The organism is Pseudonocardia sp. McavD-2-B (genome assembly GCF_024124365.1).
GTDB classification, from domain to species: Bacteria; Actinomycetota; Actinomycetes; order Mycobacteriales; family Pseudonocardiaceae; genus Pseudonocardia; species Pseudonocardia alni.
Genome location: NZ_JAMXSG010000116.1, coordinates 1 through 16,924, shown reverse-complemented (window position 1 = coordinate 16,924; position 16,924 = coordinate 1). Strand labels below are relative to the sequence as shown.

At 74.3% G+C, this 16,924-nt stretch carries 18 protein-coding genes and 1 pseudogene; 1 reads left to right on the top strand and 18 read right to left on the bottom strand.

The features are described 5' to 3' along the window. From NH602_RS16390 to trmD, 3 genes and pseudogenes are all read right to left on the bottom strand, one after another. A pseudogene (locus NH602_RS16390) lies at nt 1-498 on the bottom strand (hypothetical protein); the annotation flags it as partial. 42 nt (nt 499-540) lie between these two features. Next, on the bottom strand, nt 541-897 hold the full coding sequence (rplS, locus tag NH602_RS16385) for a 50S ribosomal protein L19 (RefSeq protein WP_060714490.1): 357 nt from the start codon (nt 895-897) through the stop codon (nt 541-543). Between the two features lie 395 nt (nt 898-1,292). Further along, nucleotides 1,293-2,069, bottom strand: a complete 777-nt coding sequence (gene trmD, locus NH602_RS16380) for a tRNA (guanosine(37)-N1)-methyltransferase TrmD (protein WP_073578174.1) — start codon at nt 2,067-2,069, stop codon at nt 1,293-1,295. A gap of 51 nt (nt 2,070-2,120) precedes the next feature. Between trmD and NH602_RS16375 the strand changes: the two genes are divergently transcribed. Beyond that, nucleotides 2,121-2,879: an MgtC/SapB family protein gene (locus tag NH602_RS16375; RefSeq protein ID WP_073578175.1), complete on the top strand. Its 759-nt coding sequence runs from the start codon at nt 2,121-2,123 to the stop codon at nt 2,877-2,879. A 19-nt stretch (nt 2,880-2,898) separates the two neighbouring features. Here NH602_RS16375 and NH602_RS16370 read toward each other — a convergent pair whose 3' ends face one another. The 15 genes from NH602_RS16370 to ftsY form a co-directional block, all read right to left on the bottom strand. Beyond that, nucleotides 2,899-3,411 (bottom strand): Clp protease N-terminal domain-containing protein, encoded by a 513-nt coding sequence (locus tag NH602_RS16370; RefSeq protein WP_253068263.1) that lies wholly within the window; start codon nt 3,409-3,411, stop codon nt 2,899-2,901. Nucleotides 3,412-3,456: 45 nt separating this feature from the next. Beyond that, on the bottom strand, nt 3,457-3,672 hold the full coding sequence (locus NH602_RS16365) for a helix-turn-helix domain-containing protein (protein ID WP_073578177.1): 216 nt from the start codon (nt 3,670-3,672) through the stop codon (nt 3,457-3,459). A 94-nt stretch (nt 3,673-3,766) separates the two neighbouring features. Further along, complete coding sequence (gene rimM / locus NH602_RS16360) at nt 3,767-4,318, bottom strand: ribosome maturation factor RimM (RefSeq protein ID WP_073578178.1); 552 nt, start codon at nt 4,316-4,318, stop codon at nt 3,767-3,769. After that, nucleotides 4,315-4,545, bottom strand: a complete 231-nt coding sequence (locus NH602_RS16355; RefSeq protein WP_149663515.1) for an RNA-binding protein — start codon at nt 4,543-4,545, stop codon at nt 4,315-4,317. The genes rimM and NH602_RS16355 overlap by 4 nt, the downstream gene beginning before the upstream one ends. Before the next feature lie 5 nt (nt 4,546-4,550). Further along, complete coding sequence (rpsP, locus tag NH602_RS16350; RefSeq protein ID WP_073578179.1) at nt 4,551-5,054, bottom strand: 30S ribosomal protein S16; 504 nt, start codon at nt 5,052-5,054, stop codon at nt 4,551-4,553. 147 nt (nt 5,055-5,201) lie between these two features. Next, nucleotides 5,202-6,197 carry a CPBP family intramembrane glutamic endopeptidase gene (locus tag NH602_RS16345; RefSeq protein WP_253068262.1) on the bottom strand — a complete coding sequence of 332 codons (996 nt, stop codon included), beginning with the start codon at nt 6,195-6,197 and terminating at the stop codon, nt 5,202-5,204. After that, nucleotides 6,194-7,312 carry an amidohydrolase family protein gene (locus NH602_RS16340; protein WP_253068261.1) on the bottom strand — a complete coding sequence of 373 codons (1,119 nt, stop codon included), beginning with the start codon at nt 7,310-7,312 and terminating at the stop codon, nt 6,194-6,196. The genes NH602_RS16345 and NH602_RS16340 overlap by 4 nt, the downstream gene beginning before the upstream one ends. Before the next feature lie 15 nt (nt 7,313-7,327). Continuing rightward, complete coding sequence (gene ffh, locus NH602_RS16335) at nt 7,328-8,896, bottom strand: signal recognition particle protein (protein WP_073578181.1); 1,569 nt, start codon at nt 8,894-8,896, stop codon at nt 7,328-7,330. Between the two features lie 10 nt (nt 8,897-8,906). Next, entirely contained in the window at nt 8,907-9,590 is a 684-nt protein-coding gene (locus tag NH602_RS16330) for an AAA family ATPase (protein WP_083659098.1), read from the bottom strand. A gap of 217 nt (nt 9,591-9,807) precedes the next feature. After that, nucleotides 9,808-10,146 (bottom strand): P-II family nitrogen regulator, encoded by a 339-nt coding sequence (locus NH602_RS16325; RefSeq protein WP_073578182.1) that lies wholly within the window; start codon nt 10,144-10,146, stop codon nt 9,808-9,810. Next, nucleotides 10,143-11,435 (bottom strand): ammonium transporter, encoded by a 1,293-nt coding sequence (locus NH602_RS16320; RefSeq protein ID WP_253068260.1) that lies wholly within the window; start codon nt 11,433-11,435, stop codon nt 10,143-10,145. The genes NH602_RS16325 and NH602_RS16320 overlap by 4 nt, the downstream gene beginning before the upstream one ends. Before the next feature lie 99 nt (nt 11,436-11,534). Beyond that, nucleotides 11,535-13,934, bottom strand: coding sequence for a [protein-PII] uridylyltransferase (locus tag NH602_RS16315; protein WP_253068259.1), 2,400 nt, complete (start codon nt 13,932-13,934; stop codon nt 11,535-11,537). A gap of 138 nt (nt 13,935-14,072) precedes the next feature. After that, the gene (locus tag NH602_RS16310; protein ID WP_062401001.1) at nt 14,073-14,411 is read right to left on the bottom strand and encodes a P-II family nitrogen regulator; all 339 of its coding nucleotides are present in this window, start codon (nt 14,409-14,411) and stop codon (nt 14,073-14,075) included. A 3-nt stretch (nt 14,412-14,414) separates the two neighbouring features. Beyond that, complete coding sequence (locus NH602_RS16305) at nt 14,415-15,674, bottom strand: ammonium transporter (RefSeq protein WP_237454072.1); 1,260 nt, start codon at nt 15,672-15,674, stop codon at nt 14,415-14,417. A 289-nt stretch (nt 15,675-15,963) separates the two neighbouring features. Continuing rightward, a partial coding sequence (gene ftsY / locus NH602_RS16300; protein ID WP_253068258.1) for a signal recognition particle-docking protein FtsY occupies nt 15,964-16,924 on the bottom strand: 961 nt, incomplete at its 5' end.

The window sequence follows — 16,924 nt, the reverse complement described above, 5'->3', positions numbered from 1 at the left end:
GCTGCCGGGCGGCGGCCACGGCCTGCCGTTCGGTGCGGCGCCGGGCTCGGAGGCGTCGGGCCGGTTCAGCCGGGCCGCGTAGCGGGCCCGCAGCGTGTCCGGGCCCTCGGTGGCCGGGGCGGGCCGCTCCTCGGGGAGCGGGCCGCCCGCGTCGACGCCGTGTCGCCCGGAACGTCCGGCGGCGAGCTCGTCGAAACCGTTGCGGTAGCGACGCCCGCGGGGACGGGCCTCGTCGGCGCCGTCCTCCGGGCCCGCGTGCCGGGTACGGACCCCGCGCGGTGCGCCCTCGGGCTCACCGTCCGCGAAGCCGTCCCGGGCCGGCACCCCGTGCTGCAGCGCGGTCCCGAGCAGCCACTGCTGCTCGTCACCGCCCGGTTCACCACCGGCGGGCGGCGGGTCCTCGGGGGCCCGCCGCCGACCGGGGCGCTCGGGAACATCGCTGCCGCGATACCGCCGGGGGCGGGCCCGGCGGTCGTCGGGGAGCTCGGGGAAGGCCACGCGTCGAGATTACGTCACCGGTCCGTCACGACAGGGTGACGGTCAGGACGCGGTGGTCTCCCGGCGCTCCTTGATCTTCGCGGCCTTGCCGCGGAGGTCGCGGAGGTAGTACAGCTTCGCCCGGCGGACGTCACCGCGGGTGGCGACCTCGATCTTCTCGATGTTCGGCGTGTGCACCGGGAAGGTGCGCTCGACGCCGACGCCGAACGAGATCTTGCGGACGGTGAAGGTCTCGCGGGCACCCGAGCCGTGGCGGCGGATGACGACGCCCTGGAAGATCTGAGTACGGGTGCGGTTGCCCTCGATGACCTTCACGTGCACCTTGAGGGTGTCCCCGGGCCGGAAGTTCGGGATGTCGGAGCGCAGGGTCTCCGCGTCCAGTGCGTCCAGGGTGTTCATGTCGACGGTCCGTCCTCGTGTGTCGTTCGTGCGGGTCGTGCGGTGCCGGTCCCGGGTCGATCCGGGATCGCGCCCGGGCCACGGGGCGTGTGCCGTACGGCGACCACGCTCCTCACGTGGCGGGCTCGGCACGGCCGGCACCACCGGCGGGACCGGGGGCACACGTGACCGTCACCGGGCACCACACGCGGCGCTGGCAACCCGTCCATAGTGCCAGACGGGCAGATCGCTCCGGACACCCGGTGGTGCGAGGGTCCCGGAGCGGCTCAGCGGGCCCGGTCGTACCGGACGGACCGGGCACCGCCGGTCGCCGGTGGGGGCCCGCCGGGCGACGGCGGAACGGTCCCCCGCGCCGGCCCCGGAGCCGGGCCGGCGCCGCCCACCGGCGGGAACGCTCAGACGGTGGGGGCGTCGGCGTCGTCGTCGGGGCGCCCGGCGGCGAGTGCGGCGCGGTCGGCGGCGTCCAGGGCGTCCGGCCCGAGCGCGTCGAGCAGGTCGGGACGCCGGTCCCGGGTCCGTTCCAGGGCCCGGTCGCGCCGCCAGCGGGCGATCGCGGCGTGGTTGCCGCCGCGGAGCACGTCCGGCACGGCCAGCTCCCGCCACACCTCGGGACGGGTGTAGGACGGGCCCTCCAGCAGCCCGTCGGAGAAGGAGTCCTCGGCGGCCGAGCGCGGGTTGCCCAGCACCCCGGGCAGCAGCCGGGCGACGGCTTCGACCATCACGAGCACGGCGACCTCCCCGCCGACGAGCACGTAGTCGCCGATCGACACCTCGTCGACGGTGATGCCGCGGGCCCGGGCGTCGAGCAGCACACGCTCGTCGATGCCCTCGTAGCGGCCGCAGGCGAACACCAGCCGCTCCTCGGCAGCCCAGGCGTGCGCGGTGGCCTGGGTGAACGGCCGTCCGGCCGGGGTCGGGACGACCAGCCGGGCGGGCAGGTCGGGGGTGGCCAGCACGTCGTCGAGGGCCTCGCCCCACACCTGGGGGCGCATCACCATGCCCGGCCCGCCGCCGTACGGGGAGTCGTCGACGGCCTGGTGCACGTCGTGGGTCCAGTCCCGCAGGTCGTGCACCGCGACCTCGAGCAGCCCGCGGTCGATCGCCCGCCCCAGCAGTGCCTCGCGCAACGGCTGCAGGTAGGACGGGAAGATGGTGACGACGTCGATCCGCACGGCGCGGATCGTCGCAGGCGCCCGTCCCCCCGTGCAGAAGGAGGTCGTGCGATGCCGGAATCCTGGGCCGAGCCACTCTGGTCGACGGCGGCGCAGTGGAGCCTGCTGCCGCCGGTGCTGCTCGCCCTGCTGCTGACGACGGCGATCGGCCTGGAACGCGAGGCCGGCGCGAAGAGCGCCGGTCTGCGCACGCACGTGCTGGTCGGCGTCGGCGCGGCGGTGTTCATGGTCATCTCGAAGTACGGCTTCGCCGACCTGCTCGCGACCGAGCACGTCGCGCTGGACCCGTCCCGGATCGCGGCCCAGATCGTGTCGGGGATCGGGTTCATCGGTGCCGGGCTGATCTTCGTCCGGCAGGACGTCGTGCGCGGGCTCACCACCGCGGCCACGATCTGGCTGGCCGCCGCGGTCGGGACGGCGTGCGGTGCGGGCCTCGCCCCGCTGGCCGTCCTGGCGACGGCGGCACACTTCCTGGTGACCCGGGGCCTGCAGCCGGTCGCGCGGGTGGTGCGGCGGCACCGTCGTCGCCCGCCGGTGCTGCGGATCCGCTACGACGACGGCTACGGCGTCCTGCGCGGGGTCCTGGAGCGCTGCACCGCGGCCGGATTCTCGGTGGCAGGGGTGGCCGTGCACCGCGGCTCGGTGGCCGCCGACGGCGTCCGGGTCGCGGCGCTGACCCTGCGTCTCGACGGCCGGGGGGACCTGCCCGGCCTGGCCGCCGCGCTGTCGGAGACCGACGGGGTGCGCTCGGCGGAGACCCGGGTGGACCCGACCGAGGACCCGGACGACCCCGACCGCGCCGACGACTGAGCCGACGACCGGGCCCGGCTCAGCCCGCCCGGCGGGGCCGCCGTCGCTCGACGGCGCGCCGGGTCCCGTACAGCGTCGTCCCGCACCGGTCGAGCAGCTGCGAGGCCGCGGTGTCCGGGTGCAGCAGCCCGAGCAGGACGTGCTCGGTACCGATCGACCGGTCACCGAGCCGGATCGCCTCGCGCAGCGCCAGCTCGAGGGCCTTCTTCGAGGACCGCTCGAACGGGATGTGCCCGGCCCGCCACCCTCTGCGCCGCGGGCGGTCGAGCGCGCCGGGCCCGAAGCCCGCCTCCACCGCGCTCCGGACGGCGTCGAGGTCGATGCCCAGGATGGCGAGGGCGTCGGCGTCGCGACCGGGTGCGCCGTCCGCCCGGTCGAGCTCCTCGATGACGGTGCGGGCGTCGATCCCGGCCGCGGCGAGGAGCTCCTCCCCCGGTGTACCGGGGGTGCGCAGGACCCCGAGCAGGAGGTGCTCCGTCCCGATCCGCCCCGCGCGCCTCGTCCGTGCGATCTCCTGGGCCAGGACGACCACCCTGCGGGCCTCGCCGGTGAACCGTTCGACACGTGCGTCTCCCGTCTACAGGCCGAGCCTGCGGTACTTCTTGTGCACCGCCTGCCGGCTGATCCGCAGTGCGTCGGCGATCTGCTGCCAGGACCATCCCTGGTCGCGGGCGTTGGTGACCTGCAGCTCCTCCAGTGAGTCCTGCAGGTCGCGCAGTGCCACCACCGCCCGCAGCCCCACGGCCGGGTCCGTGCTGGACGCCGCCGCGGCCACCGCCGTCGCATCACTCATGACCGTCAACATAGGTTGACACCGCGAGGATGTCAACTCTGGTTGACACTGCGACCACGAGAACGGCCCGGCACCACGGGGTGCCGGGCCGGGATCAGTCCTGCGGGTCGAGCAGCCCGTCGGGCGGGTCGAGGACCACGCGTCCGCCCGCCACGTCGACGGTGGGCACGATCGCCCCGACGAACGGGACGAGTGCCTCGTGCCCGGCCGGCCGCCGGACGACCAGCAGGGACCCGCCGGGGCCGTGGACGACGTCGGTGACGGTGCCCGCCTCGGTCCCGTCGACCAGCTCGGCCCGCAGACCGGTCAGCTGGTGGACGTGGAACTCCTCCGGGTCCTCCGGCTCGGCGAGCGCGGAGGTCGGCAGCCGGAGCTGGACCCCGCGCAGGGCCTCGGCGGCGTCGCGGTCGGCCACGCCCTCGAAGAGCACGAGCCAGCGGCCCGAGTGGGCGCGCGCACCGGTGACGGTGAGCGGCCCGGGGCCCGCCGCGCGGGGCCGGTGGCCCTGCAGGACGGCACCGGGCGCGAACCGCTCCGCCGGTGCGTCGGTGCGGGGCTCGACGACGACCTCGCCGCGCAGACCGTGCACACGTACGACGACGCCGACCAGGACCTGGCCGGCGTCGTCGGGTGCGGAGCTCGTCACCGGTCGGTGTCGACGACGTCGACGCGCACGCCGCGACCGCCCACACCACCGATGACGTTGCGCAGGGCGGTGGCGGTGCGGCCACCCCGGCCGATCACCTTGCCGAGATCGTCGGGGTGCACCCGGACCTCGAGGATCCGACCGCGACGCCCGGTGACCAGGTCCACCCGGACGTCGTCGGGGTGGTCGACGATGCCGCGCACGAGGTGCTCGAGCGCGTCCGCCATGAGAGTCACGACTGGGTCGACTCGGTGGCCGGCTCGGCCGCGTCCTTGGTCGCGTCGGCGACGTCGTCGCTCTTCGTCGCGGCCTCGGCCGGGGCGGCGTCAGCGGTCTTGCCGACGCGGTCGCCACCCTTCTTCTTCGGAGTGGTGGCCGCGGTGGTCGGCTCCTCGTTCGCCGCCGCCAGCGCCTCGTTGAAGCGGGCCAGCTTGTCGGCCTTCTCGGCCTGCGGCTTCAGGGTGCCCTCGGTGCCCGGCAGGCCCTTGAACTTCTGCCAGTCGCCGGTGATCTCGAGCAGGTTCTGCACCGACTCGGTCGGCTGCGCGCCGACACCCAGCCAGTACTGCGCACGGTCCGAGTCGATCTCGATCAGGCTCGGCTCGTTCTTCGGGTGGTACTTGCCGATCGTCTCGATGGCCCGGCCGTTGCGGCGCGTACGGGAGTCCGCGACGACGACGCGGTAGTACGGCTGACGGATCTTGCCCAGACGCATCAGCTTGATCTTGACGGCCACGCTGTGGTGCTCCTCGCGAATGTCGATTCGTGCTGCGATGAGTCAGCCGGCCTCGCGTGGGGTTACGGGCTCGCTCACTCGTAGGTGTCGGCCGTGGCAGGTAGAGGGCCGGCCACGGACCCGATCGGCCATTCTGCCAGACGTCGTTCAGACCGCGGGAAAGGCCCCGACCAGCATGAGGGCCAGGGCCAGCCCGGGCAGGAAGTTGTTGACCGCGTGCGCCACGATCCCGGCGGTGACGCGGCCGGTCAGCAGCCGTGCGACCCCCAGCGGCAGGGCGACGACGAACAGCAGCGGCGCGCGCAGGAACTCGAGGTGGGCCAGCGCGAACACCGCCGTGGTCAGCACGAACACGACCCATCGGTTGCCCACCCAGTGCGCGATGGCGTTCCACAGCAGGCCGCGGTAGACGATCTCCTCGCAGACCGGGGCGACCACCACGACGCCGACCATCACGGCCAGCGCGACCGGCCACGTCGTGCGGATGCCCTCGAAGGCGACGCCGACCGAGGTCGTCAGGTCCGGGCCGACCAGGTAGAGGTAGGCCAGCGCGGCCGGGATCGTCACGAACAGCCCGGCGACGCCGATCAGCAGCCCGATGCCGACGTCCTCCCAGCGGAACCGCAGGCCCAGGTCGGCCAGCGGCCCGCTGCCGAACACCCGGGTCCAGACGACACAGGTGAGCGCGGCCAGGATCGTCGGGACGACGATCGCGAGCAGGACCTCCTGCGCGGAGTCGACCTCCCCCAGGCCCAGCGCCAGCAGGAACGACGAGCCGAGGAACACGATCTCGACGACCAGGAAGGCGAGCAGCCCGCGGAACGGTCGCGGCGGGGGCGGCGACGGCTCGATCCCGAACAGCCCGCGCCGCGGCGGCGGACCGTACGGCGCGCCCGGTCCGTAGGGCGCCGGACCACCCGGGCCGTACTGCCCGGGTGCACCCGGGGTGCCGTACTGCCCGGGCCCACCCGGGGTGCCGTACTGCCCGGGCCCGGCGGGGCCGTACTGCGCCGGCCGGCCCGGCCACCCCGAGGGCGGCGGACCGGCGGGGGGCGGACCAGCGGCGTCGGACGGGGTGGAGCCGGCCGGGTCGTCGGCGGAGGCTCCGGGCGGTCCCGGCGGCGACCCGGGCGAACTGCTCATGCCCCCGTTGATACCCGACGTCCGCGGATCAGGACCACCGACGGGGCCCGCAGCACGCCGAGATCCCCCCGCGGGTCGCGGTCGTACACGACCAGGTCGGCCGGCGCACCGGGCAGCGGACCCGCCGGGCGGCCCAGCCAGGACCGCGCGGCCCAGCTCGCGGCGCCGATCGGGTCCGGGTGCCCGGCGCGGGCCAGCTCGGCGATCTCGTCGGCGATCCGGCCGTGCCGGATGCCGCCGCCGGCGTCGGTGCCCGCGTAGACCGGGACCCCGGCCTCGATCGCGCGTCCGACGGTCTCCCAGGCGTGGGCGTGCAGGTCGCGCATGTGGCCGGCGTAGCGGGGGTAGCGCGTCGCCTTCTGCGCGATCCCGGGGAAGGTCTCGACGTTGATCAGGGTCGGCACCAGGGCGGTGCCACGGGCGGCCATCTCCTCGATGAGCTCGTCGGAGAGCCCGGTGCCGTGCTCGATGCAGTCGATCCCGGCCCGGATCAGCCCGGGCAGCGCCTCGGTGCCGAAGACGTGCGCGGTGACGCGGGCGCCGGCCCCGTGCGCCGCGTCGATGGCCTCGGCGAGCACCTCGTCCGGCCAGAGCGGGGCGAGGTCGGCGTCGTCGGGGCCCGCCGCGCGGTCGATCCAGTCCCCCACGAGCTTCACCCAGCCGTCGCCGCGGGCGGCCTGGGCCCGGACCTCGTCGACGAGCAGGCGCGGGTCGTCGAGCTCGGCGGCGAGCCCGGGGATGTAGCGCTTCGGGCGGGCGACGTGCCGCCCGGCCCGGATGATCTCGGGCAGGTCCTCGCGGGCCTGCAGCGGCGAGGTGTCGACCGGGGACCCGCAGTCGCGCAGCAGCAGGGTGCCCGCGTCGCGGTCGGCGCGGGCCTGCGCCGCGCACTCCTCCAGGTCGGTGACCGGGCCGTCCGGGCCGAGCCCGACGTGGCAGTGCGCGTCGACCAGGCCGGGGACGATCCAGCCGTCGGTGACCAGGTCCTCCGCCCCGGGCAGCGGCTCCGGGCTGACCCGCCCGGAGCCGTCGACGTACAGGTCGGCGCCCGCGGCACCGTCGGGGCCCAGCAGCGTTCCGCGGAGCCGCCACCCCGCGGCCGGAAGATCGGTCATGGGTGGCGACCCTAGCTACTTCTTCTTGCCGAAGTTCAGCTTCGACGGGTCGAACCCGGGCGGCAGCTGGTCGAGGTTGCCCAGTCCGGGCGGGAGCTGCTGCAGGCTCGGCGGCAGGTTCGACAGGTCCGGCGCCCCGGCCGCGGCACGGTTCGCGGGGTTGCCGCTGCGCCGGCCCTTCTTGGCCTGCCGGGCCTTGCGCGGGTTCTTCGGGACCTTCTTGGTCGCGCTGCGCCCGCCGCCGCCGAAGCCGAACTGGCCGGCCATCTGCTTCATCATCTTGCGGGCCTCGAAGAAGCGGTTGACCAGGTCGTTCACATCGGAGACCGACACGCCGGACCCGCTCGCGATGCGCTGGCGGCGCGACGCGTTGATGATCTTCGGGTCCTCCCGCTCGGCGGGGGTCATACCGCGGATGATCGCCTGCAGGCGGTCGATCTGACGGTCGTCGACCTGCTCGAGCGCGGCCTTCGCCTGCCCGGAGTTCATCCCCGGGAGCATGTTCAGGATGTTGCCGATCGGCCCCATCTTGCGCAGCTGCAGCATCTGCTGGAGGAAGTCCTCCAGGGACAACTCACCGGAGCTGATCTTCGCGGCAGCGGCCGCGGACTGCTCGGCGTCGAAGACCTGCTCGGCCTGCTCGATGAGGGTGAGCAGGTCGCCCATCCCGAGGATGCGCGAGGACATCCGGTCGGGGTGGAAGACGTCGAAGTCCTCGAGCTTCTCACCGTTCGAGGCGAAGAGGATCGGCTGGCCGGTGACCTCGCGGACGCTCAGCGCGGCACCACCGCGGGCGTCGCCGTCGAGCTTGGTGAGGACGACACCGGTGAAGCCGACGCCGTCGCGGAACGCCTCGGCCGTGGCCACGGCGTCCTGGCCGATCATCGCGTCGACGACGAACAGGACCTCGTCGGGCTGCACCGCGTCCCGGATGTCGGACGCCTGGCGCATCAGCTCCTCGTCGACGCCGAGACGGCCCGCGGTGTCGACGACGACCACGTCGTACTGCTTGTCGCGGGCGTGCGCGATGCCGTCGCGGGCGACGCCGACCGGGTCGCCGGGGCCCTCGGGGAGCTCACCGGAGCCGGTGGCGCCGGGGTGCGGTGCGTAGGTCGGGACGCCGGCGCGCTCACCGACGATCTGCAGCTGGTTGACCGCGTTGGGACGCTGCAGGTCGCAGGCCACGAGCAGCGGGGTGTGCCCCTGCCCCCGGAGCCAGCGCGCGAGCTTGCCTGCCAGGGTCGTCTTACCGGCACCCTGCAGACCCGCCAGCATGATGACCGTCGGCGGTTCCTTGGCCAGGTGCAGCCGCCGCGTCTCGCCGCCGAGGATCGCGACGAGCTCCTCGTTGACGATCTTGACGACCTGCTGGGCCGGGTTCAGGGCCTGGGAGACCTCCGTCCCCTTGGCCCGGTCCTTGATGCGCGTGATGAACCCGCGCACCACCGGCAGGGCGACGTCCGCCTCCAGCAGCGCGATCCGGATCTCGCGCGCGGTGGCGTCGATGTCGGCGTCGGAGAGCCGGCCCTTGCCGCGCAGGTCGCGCAGCGTGGATCCGAGCCGCTCGGAGAGGGAGTCGAACACCCTTACCAGCCTACTTGGCCAGCGCCAGTCCCCCACGGGCACCGGAGCGATCGGTGCGACGGACCGAGGACCAGCCGGTCTCGGTGCCCGCCCGCAGGGCGTCGGCGGTGTCGCGGGCGCGCCGCGCGTGCGCCGCGAACGGGCGCGAACGGACCACCCGTCCGCGTGCATGCTGGCCATCGAGTGCCTGGTCGGGGGCGGTGTCGAGCCACAGCAGGTGCGGTGCGCGGCCGCCGAGACGGGCCAGCGCGCGGATCGCGGCGCGCACCCGGGGCGCGGTCGCGGGCAGGTGGACCACGACGGTGTCCGCGGGGCCGAGGGCCGCGGTGACCACCGACGCCCGGTGGGTCAGGTGGGTCAGCCACCGGTAGGCCGGGTACGGCGTCGCGGCCGGGAGCAGCCGCGCGAGCACGGCCCGGGTGGTCCCGGAGTCGAGGACCCGGGTACCCGCCGGGGCGTCGAGCCCGGCGAGCAGCGTGCTCTTGCCCGCCCCCGGCAGGCCCGCGACCAGCAGCAGCGACCGCCCCGGCAGGACGACGACCAGCGGCGCCGCCGGGCCGTCGTCGGATGGAGGGCCGGGGCGAACGGGCACGCCGGTGCCGTCGGTATCGGCGCGGCGATGCTCGGTGGGGCGGTGCTCGGTGTCGCGGGTCGGCGGGACGGCGCCGGTCGGCACGGCACGGGCGGTGGTCATGTGTGGTGAAACGGTCCGGTCGCCCGGATCGTTCCGATCACCCGGTGTGTCCGGCCCGCCGCGGACCGTCCCCGGCCCGGTCCGCCAGGCCGCGAGACGCACGTTCCCGCCCTCCGCGAGGCGCGAACGTGCTGATCAACGCCCCGGTGCGGGTGGGGCGGGCGCGGGGTGGGCCGGGGCGGCGGGGCCGGTGATGATCACCCGGTCGGCCGCAGGGCTACAGGGCGTCGGAGCCGCGCTCCCCGGTGCGGACGCGGACGACGTTCTCCACCGGGACGACCCAGACCTTGCCGTCGCCGATCCGGCCGGTGTGCGCGGCGTCGACGACCGCCTGCACGACCCGGTCGGCCTGCTCGTCGTCGACGACGACCTCGACCTTGACCTTCGGGACGAAGTCGACGGAGTACTCCGCGCCCCGGTAGACCTCGGTGTGGCCCTTCTGGCGGCCGAAGCCCTGGACCTCGGTCACCGTGAGTCCCAGCACGCCGAGACGCTCCAGCGCCTCCTTCACCTCGCCCAGGACGAACGGCTTGACGATCGCGGTCACCAGCTTCATCGGTCCCCCTCCTCGGTGATCCGCCCGGCCGGCCCGCGGCCCGCCGTGCGCATCGTGCTGAACTCGTACGCGGTCTCGGCGTGCTCGGACTCGTCGATGCCGCCGTGCTCGTCGTCGGGGGCGGCGCGGAAGCCGATCGTCCGCGACACCACCCAGGCGATCAGCGCCGTCATCCCGAACGCCCAGACCCCCGCGACCAGCACCGACAGCGCCTGCCTGCCGAGCTGGGCGGGGCCGCCGCCGTAGAACAGGCCGTCGGCGCCCGCCGGGTTGACCGCGTCGGTCGCGACCAGACCCAGCATCAGCATGCCGATGACCCCGCCGATCCCGTGGATCGCGACGACGTCGAGCGAGTCGTCGTAACCGAACCGGTACTTCAGCCGGATCGCGAGCTGACACAGCAGCCCGGCGAGCACGCCGATCGCCAGCGCACCCCAGGTGTCGACGTAGCCGCAGGCCGGGGTGATCGCGACCAGCCCGGCGACGGCGGCCGAGGCGGCCCCGAGGCTGGTCGGACGGCCGTCGAGCCGGTCCTCCAGGACCAGCCACGCGACGACGGCGGCGGACGCGGCGGTCATCGTGGTGACGAAGGCGTTGGCCGCGGTGGCCCCGGCGGCGAGCGCGGACCCGGCGTTGAACCCGAACCAGCCGAACCACAGCAGGCCCGCCCCGAGCAGCACCAGCGGCAGGTTGTGCGGGCGCATCGGCTCGCGCGGCCAGCCGCGGCGGGCGCCGAGGACCAGCGCGAGCGCGAGCGCCGAGGCGCCGGAGTTCACCTCGACCGCGGCGCCGCCCGCGAAGTCGAGGGCGCCGACGGTGTTGACCAGCCAGCCGCCACGCTGCGACACCGCTCCGTCGACGGCGAAGGTCCAGTGCGCGAGCGGGATGTAGACCACGACCACCCAGACCGCGACGAACAGCGTCCAGGCCCGGAACCGGGCACGGTCGGCGACGGCGCCGGACACCAGTGCCCCGGTGATCACGGCGAACATCAGCTGGAACATCGCGAACGCCTGCACCGGCACGTCGCCGACCAGCGCGTCCGGGTCGGTGATCCCGGCCAGCTCGAACCCGCCGATCAGACCCCCGTGCGAGTCACCGAAGGCCAGCGAGAACCCGAACACGACCCAGACGAGCCCGATCACGCCGAGGCAGACGATGCTCATCATCATCATGTTGAGCACGCTCTTGGCGCGGACCATGCCGCCGTAGAACAGCGCCAGCCCCGGGGTCATGAGCATGACCAGGGCGGCACTGCCGAGCAGATAGGCGGTGTTCCCGGTGTCCACGTCGACACTCCTCGTCGCACGCTGCACCGGGCGGGCCCGCACCGGCGACGAGCATGATCGTCGCCGGGCGGCCGCTGTTGCAAGGCGACACGACCTGCGTCACGTCGTCGGTCGGGCCTCCCCGCGCCCGGCGGCCACCGTGAGGACCGCCTTCTCGATCTCGCTGCGGGCCGACCGGTCCGGGGACCCGCCGATGCCGAAGGAGTCGACGACCGAGGCGCCCAGGGTCTCGACCCGCGCCCAGACGAGGTCGACCCCGGTCCGTTCGAGGGCGGCGGTGACGTGGTGGAGCAGCCCGATGCGGTCGGTGCCCCGCAGCTCCAGCACGACCGCGCCGGTGGCCTCGTCGTCGAACCACAGCACCCGCGGCGGGGCGGTCCGTTCCACCTCCGGCGTCGACGGCGCGTAGTCGCGCTCCTTGCGGGCCAGCGCCTGCGCCAGGTCCAGCGACCCGGCGCGCACCCGCACCAGGTCGGAGCGGACCAGCGCCGGGTCGGGCAGGCCGCCGAACCGCGGGGTCACCGCGAACGTCTCGACCGCGACCCCGTCGGACACGTTCACGTCGGCGGTGTGCACCTGCAACGAGTGCAGGGCGAGCACCCCGGCGACGGCCGACAGCACCCCGCGCCCGTCGGGCAGCGCGACGGTGACCGACGCGACGTCGTCGTCGCCTGCGAAGCGGACCTGCGGCTCCCCCGCCGCCGTGACGGCGCCGACCATCTCCCGGTGGGCAGGGTCCGGCGGGCCGGGCTCGACGAACGGGCGGCCGTCGAGCGCGGACAGGCAGCGCCCGGCCAGCCCCTGGATCAGGGTGCGCCGCCACGGGCTCCAGACGCCGGGCCCGGTGCCGAGCGAGTCGGCCTCGGCCAGCGCGCCGAGCAGCTCGAGGAGCAGCGCCACGTCGGCGTCGCCCCGGCCGGTCGGTGCGACCGCCTCGCGCAGCGTCTCGAGCACCCGCGACACCGTCGCCGGGTCCTCCGGGTCGCGACGGGTCGCGGTGTGGGGCAGCAACAGGTGGTGGCGCACCATCGCCGCGAGCAGCACGAGATCGCCCTCGCGCAGCCCGAGCCGCTCGCCGATCTGGCGGACCAGCGACTCGCCCACCACCGAGTGGTCACCGCCGCGGCCCTTGCCGATGTCGTGCAGCAGCGCGCCGACCAGCAGCAGGTCCGGGCGCGCGACCCGGGTGGTGAGCCGGGCGGCCTCGGCACAGACCTCGACGAGGTGGCGGTCGACCGTCCAGACGTGCGTGCGGTCCCGCGGCGGCAGGTCGCGGACAGCGCCCCACTCGGGGAACAGCCGCCCCCACAGCCCCGTGCGGTCCAGCGACTCGACCACCGCGACGGCGGCCTTGCCGGTCCCGAGCAGGGCGAGCAGCTCGGCCAGCGCCGTCCGCGGCCACGGTGCGCGCAGCTCCGGGGCGGTGTCGGCGAGCCGGGACAGAGTGCCCGCGGAGATCGGCAGCCCGGTGCGGGCTGCGGTGGCGGCGACCCGCAGGACCAGGGCCGGGTCCTTCGCCGCGGACGCGTCGCGGGCGAGCCCGACCTCCCCCGCGTGCTCGACGACGCCGGAGTCCAGCGGTCTGCGCACCGGCGGGCGGCGGAGCGCGGCGAGCCCCCGGCGAGGCAGCGCGTTGCGGGCCTGGCGCAGCCCGACCTCGGCCGCGAAGGCGACCGCGCGGGCCGCACCCGACAGGGCGCGGGCCAGGTCGAAACGGTCCCCGGCCTCGAGGATCGTGGCGATGTCGTCGGCCTCCTGGGCGCGCAGGACGTCGCGGGCCCGGCCGGAGAGCCGGTGCAGCTCGGTGCGCACGTCCAGCAGCAGCGCACGGGCGGCGACGACGTCGGGCCCCGGCCGGTCGACGAGCTGGGCGGTGGCCAGGGCGTCGAGCAGCTGCACGTCCCGCAGGCCGCCGTGGCCGTTCTTCAGGTCCGGCTCGATGCGGTGGGCGACGTCGCCGTTGCGCCGCCAGCGGTCGGTGGTGGTGTCGACGATCTCGTCGAAGCGGCTGCGCATCCCGGCCCGCCAGGCCGCACGGACGGCGTCGCGGACCTTGCCGGTGAGCGTCGCGTCCCCCGCGACGTGCCGCAGCTCCAGCAGCCCGAGGGCCGCCCGCAGGTCGGTCGCCGCGATCTGCACGGCCTGTCCGGGGGTGCGCACCGAGTGGTCGAGCCCGATCCCGGCGTCCCAGAGCGGGTACCAGAGCTTCTCCGCGAGCGCGTCGACGTCGGTCCGGCCGTCGTACAGGAGCACGAGGTCGAGGTCGGACCAGGGGCACAGCTCGCGCCGGCCGAGCGCACCGACGGCCGCCAGCGCCGTCCCGCTACCCTCACCGCCGACCCCGAGTGCCGCGCACCGGGAGGAGAGCCAGAAGTCGTGCAGGTCGACCAGCGCGGCCCGCAACGCCTCCGGGCCGTGGTGGTGCCGGCCGTTGGATTCCAGGAGGACCGATTTCGCCTTGACCAGGTCCGCCGCTTCGCCCGACCCGAGGACCGTCATCGCCCCGCGCCACCCGCTTCCTGTTCGTTCGAGTAGTGGACCGCTTACATGCCGTGATGTCCGATTCGAGTCCGGACGGCGGACGGCCCGCCGCACTCCGGGAAGGGAGCGCGACGGGCCGTCGCGAGGGACCGTCGGTCAGATGGCGTCGGCGCCGCGTTCTCCGGTCCGGACGCGGACCACGGTCTCGACCGGGGTCACCCAGACCTTGCCGTCACCGATCTTGCCGGTGCGGGCGGCCTCGACGACCGCGTCGACGACCTTGTCCTGCAGCGCGTCGTCGACCACGACCTCGACGCGGACCTTCGGCACGAAGTCGACCGAGTACTCCGCGCCCCGGTAGACCTCGGTGTGGCCCTTCTGGCGGCCGTAGCCCTGGACCTCGCTGATGGTCAGACCAAGCACGCCGATCTGCTCCAGGGCGCCCTTGACGTCCTCCAGGACGAACGGCTTGACGATGGCGGTCACGAGCTTCACGGGTCAGACCTCCTGCTTCGCGACGGGGGTGGCCTTCGCCTCGGTGGCGGGCTTCGGCGAGGAGCCGAGACCGCTGCCGCCGCGCAGGCCGGAGAACTCGTAGCCGGTCTCGGCGTGCTCCGCCTCGTCGATGCCGGCCTGCTCGGCCTCGTCCTCGACGCGCAGGCCCAGGGTGGCCTTGACGATGAAGGCGATGATCGCGGTCACGATGCCGCAGTAGACCAGCGTGGCGAGCGCGGCCACGGCCTGGCGCCAGAGCTGGTCGACGCCGCCGCCGTAGAACAGACCGTTGGTCTCGTCGGGGGCGATGTCGGTGGCGAAGAACCCGATGGCCAGGGTGCCCCAGAGGCCGGCGACGAGGTGGACGCCGACGACGTCGAACGAGTCGTCGTAGCCGAGCTTGTACTTCCAGCCGACCGCGTAGGCCGACAGTGCACCGGCGAGGACACCGATGGCGAGTGCGCCCAGCGGGGAGACCGAGGCGCAGGCCGGGGTGATCGCGACCAGACCCGCGACGATGCCGGAGGCGGCGCCCAGCGAGGTGGCCTTGCCGTAGCGGATCTTCTCGATCAGCAGCCAGCCGAGGATGGCGGCGGCCGTGGCGGCGATGGTGTTGGTGAAGGCGTAGGCGGCGGCCCAGTCGGCGGCACCGGACGACCCGGCGTTGAAGCCGAACCAGCCGAACCAGAGCAGACCGGCGCCGAGCATGACCATGGTCAGGTTGTGCGGGCGCATGGCCTCACGCGGCCAGCCGCGGCGCTTGCCCAGGATGATGCAGAGGACCAGGGCGGCCATACCGGCGTTGATGTGGACGGCGGTACCACCGGCGAAGTCGAGCGCGCCCAGCGAGGTGGCGATCCAGCCCTGCTCCAGGTCGAAGACCCAGTGCGCGATCGGGAAGTAGACCAGGACGGCCCACAGGCCGGAGAAGAGCATCCACGCGCCGAACTTCATGCGGTCGGCGGCGGCACCGGCGATCAGCGCGACCGTCAGGATCGCGAACATCGCCTGGAAGCTGACGAAGGCCAGCTGCGGCAGCGTCTCGGCGGCCTGGTCGTTCGCCAGGATCGCGGTGAGGCCGAAGTAGGCGAACGGGTCGCCCAGCAGGCCGCCGCCGAGGTCCGGGCCGAAGGTCATCGAATAGCCGAACAGGATCCAGAGGACACCGACGAGGCCCAGCGAGCTGAAGCACATCATCATCATGTTCAGCACGCTCTTGGACCGGGCCTGGCCGCCGTAGAACAGCGCGACCCCCGGTGTCATGAGCAGTACGAGCGCGGCGCTCGCCAGGATCCAGGCGGTGTCGCCGCCGTTGAGGGCCTCTGCAGGCACTGTTCCTCCCATGTCCGTCCATCTGGCTGACTGGGGAGGAAGAATGGTGATCGCGTGTTTCGCATTCGGCGCCTGTCCGTTTCGTAACGGTTAACAGGCAGCCGCGCCGGATGACGGTTGGGTTACCCAACCGGATCCGGAGGATCGAAGGTCATCCGGATGGTCCGGTTCGTGACATGGCGCACGGTGCGGGCCGTCCGCGACGGCCCGCACCGTGACCTCAGTCGAGCAGTGCCTCGACGAACGCGGTGGGCTCGAACGGGGCCAGGTCGTCGGGGCCCTCACCGAGCCCGACGAGCTTGACCGGCACCCCCAGCTCGCGCTGCACTCGGAACACGATGCCGCCCTTGGCGGTGCCGTCGAGCTTGGTGAGCACCACCCCGGTGACGTCCACGACCTCACCGAACACCCGCGCCTGGGTCAGCCCGTTCTGGCCGGTGGTGGCGTCGAGGACGAGCAGGACCTCGTCGACCCGGGCCTGCTTCTCGACGACGCGCTTGACCTTGCCCAGCTCGTCCATCAGGCCGGTCTTGGTGTGCAGCCGGCCCGCGGTGTCGAGCAGGACGGCGTCCACCCCGTCGTCGGTGCCGCGCTTGACGGCGTCGAAGGCGACCGAGGCCGGGTCGGCGCCCTCGGGCCCGCGGACGACACCCGCACCGGAGCGCTCGCCCCAGGTGACGAGCTGCTCGGCGGCGGCGGCCCGGAAGGTGTCGGCCGCGCCGAGTGTCACCCGGTGCCCACCCGCGACCAGCACCCGGGCGAGCTTGCCGGTGGTGGTGGTCTTGCCGGTGCCGTTGACGCCGACGACCAGCAGCACCGCGGGCCGCCCGTCGTGCGGCAGCGCGTGTACCGAGCGGTCCTGGCCGGTGCCGAGGGCCTCGACGAGCACGTCGCGCAGTGCGGCGCGGGCCTGCTCGGCGGTGCGGACGCCGCGGGTCGCGATCTGCTCGCGCAGCTTCTCGACGATCTCGGCGGTCGTCTCGGGGCCGAGGTCGGCCTGCAGCAGAGTGGCCTCGATGTCCTCCCAGGACTCCTCGTCCAGGTCACCGGCGCCGAGCAGGCCCAGCAGGCTCTGGCCGAGCCCGGAGCGCGAGCGGGACAGGCGCCCGCGCAGCCGGCCGATCCGGCCCTCGGCCGGGGCGATGTCCTCGGTGGGCGCGCCCGGGGCGACCGGCGCCTGC

Bases quoted from the DNA above. Each gene is read 5' to 3' on its own strand.
- rplS (WP_060714490.1), bottom strand. From the start codon at position 897: ATGAACACCCTGGACGCACTGGACGCGGAGACCCTGCGCTCCGACATC.
- NH602_RS16375 (WP_073578175.1), top strand. From the start codon at position 2,121: ATGCCGGAATCCTGGGCCGAGCCACTCTGGTCGACGGCGGCGCAGTGG.
- NH602_RS16365 (WP_073578177.1), bottom strand. From the start codon at position 3,672: ATGAGTGATGCGACGGCGGTGGCCGCGGCGGCGTCCAGCACGGACCCG.
- NH602_RS16355 (WP_149663515.1), bottom strand. From the start codon at position 4,545: ATGGCGGACGCGCTCGAGCACCTCGTGCGCGGCATCGTCGACCACCCC.
- NH602_RS16345 (WP_253068262.1), bottom strand. From the start codon at position 6,197: ATGAGCAGTTCGCCCGGGTCGCCGCCGGGACCGCCCGGAGCCTCCGCC.
- NH602_RS16340 (WP_253068261.1), bottom strand. From the start codon at position 7,312: ATGACCGATCTTCCGGCCGCGGGGTGGCGGCTCCGCGGAACGCTGCTG.
- NH602_RS16330 (WP_083659098.1), bottom strand. From the start codon at position 9,590: ATGACCACCGCCCGTGCCGTGCCGACCGGCGCCGTCCCGCCGACCCGC.
- NH602_RS16325 (WP_073578182.1), bottom strand. From the start codon at position 10,146: ATGAAGCTGGTGACCGCGATCGTCAAGCCGTTCGTCCTGGGCGAGGTG.
- NH602_RS16315 (WP_253068259.1), bottom strand. From the start codon at position 13,934: ATGACGGTCCTCGGGTCGGGCGAAGCGGCGGACCTGGTCAAGGCGAAA.
- NH602_RS16305 (WP_237454072.1), bottom strand. From the start codon at position 15,674: ATGACACCGGGGGTCGCGCTGTTCTACGGCGGCCAGGCCCGGTCCAAG.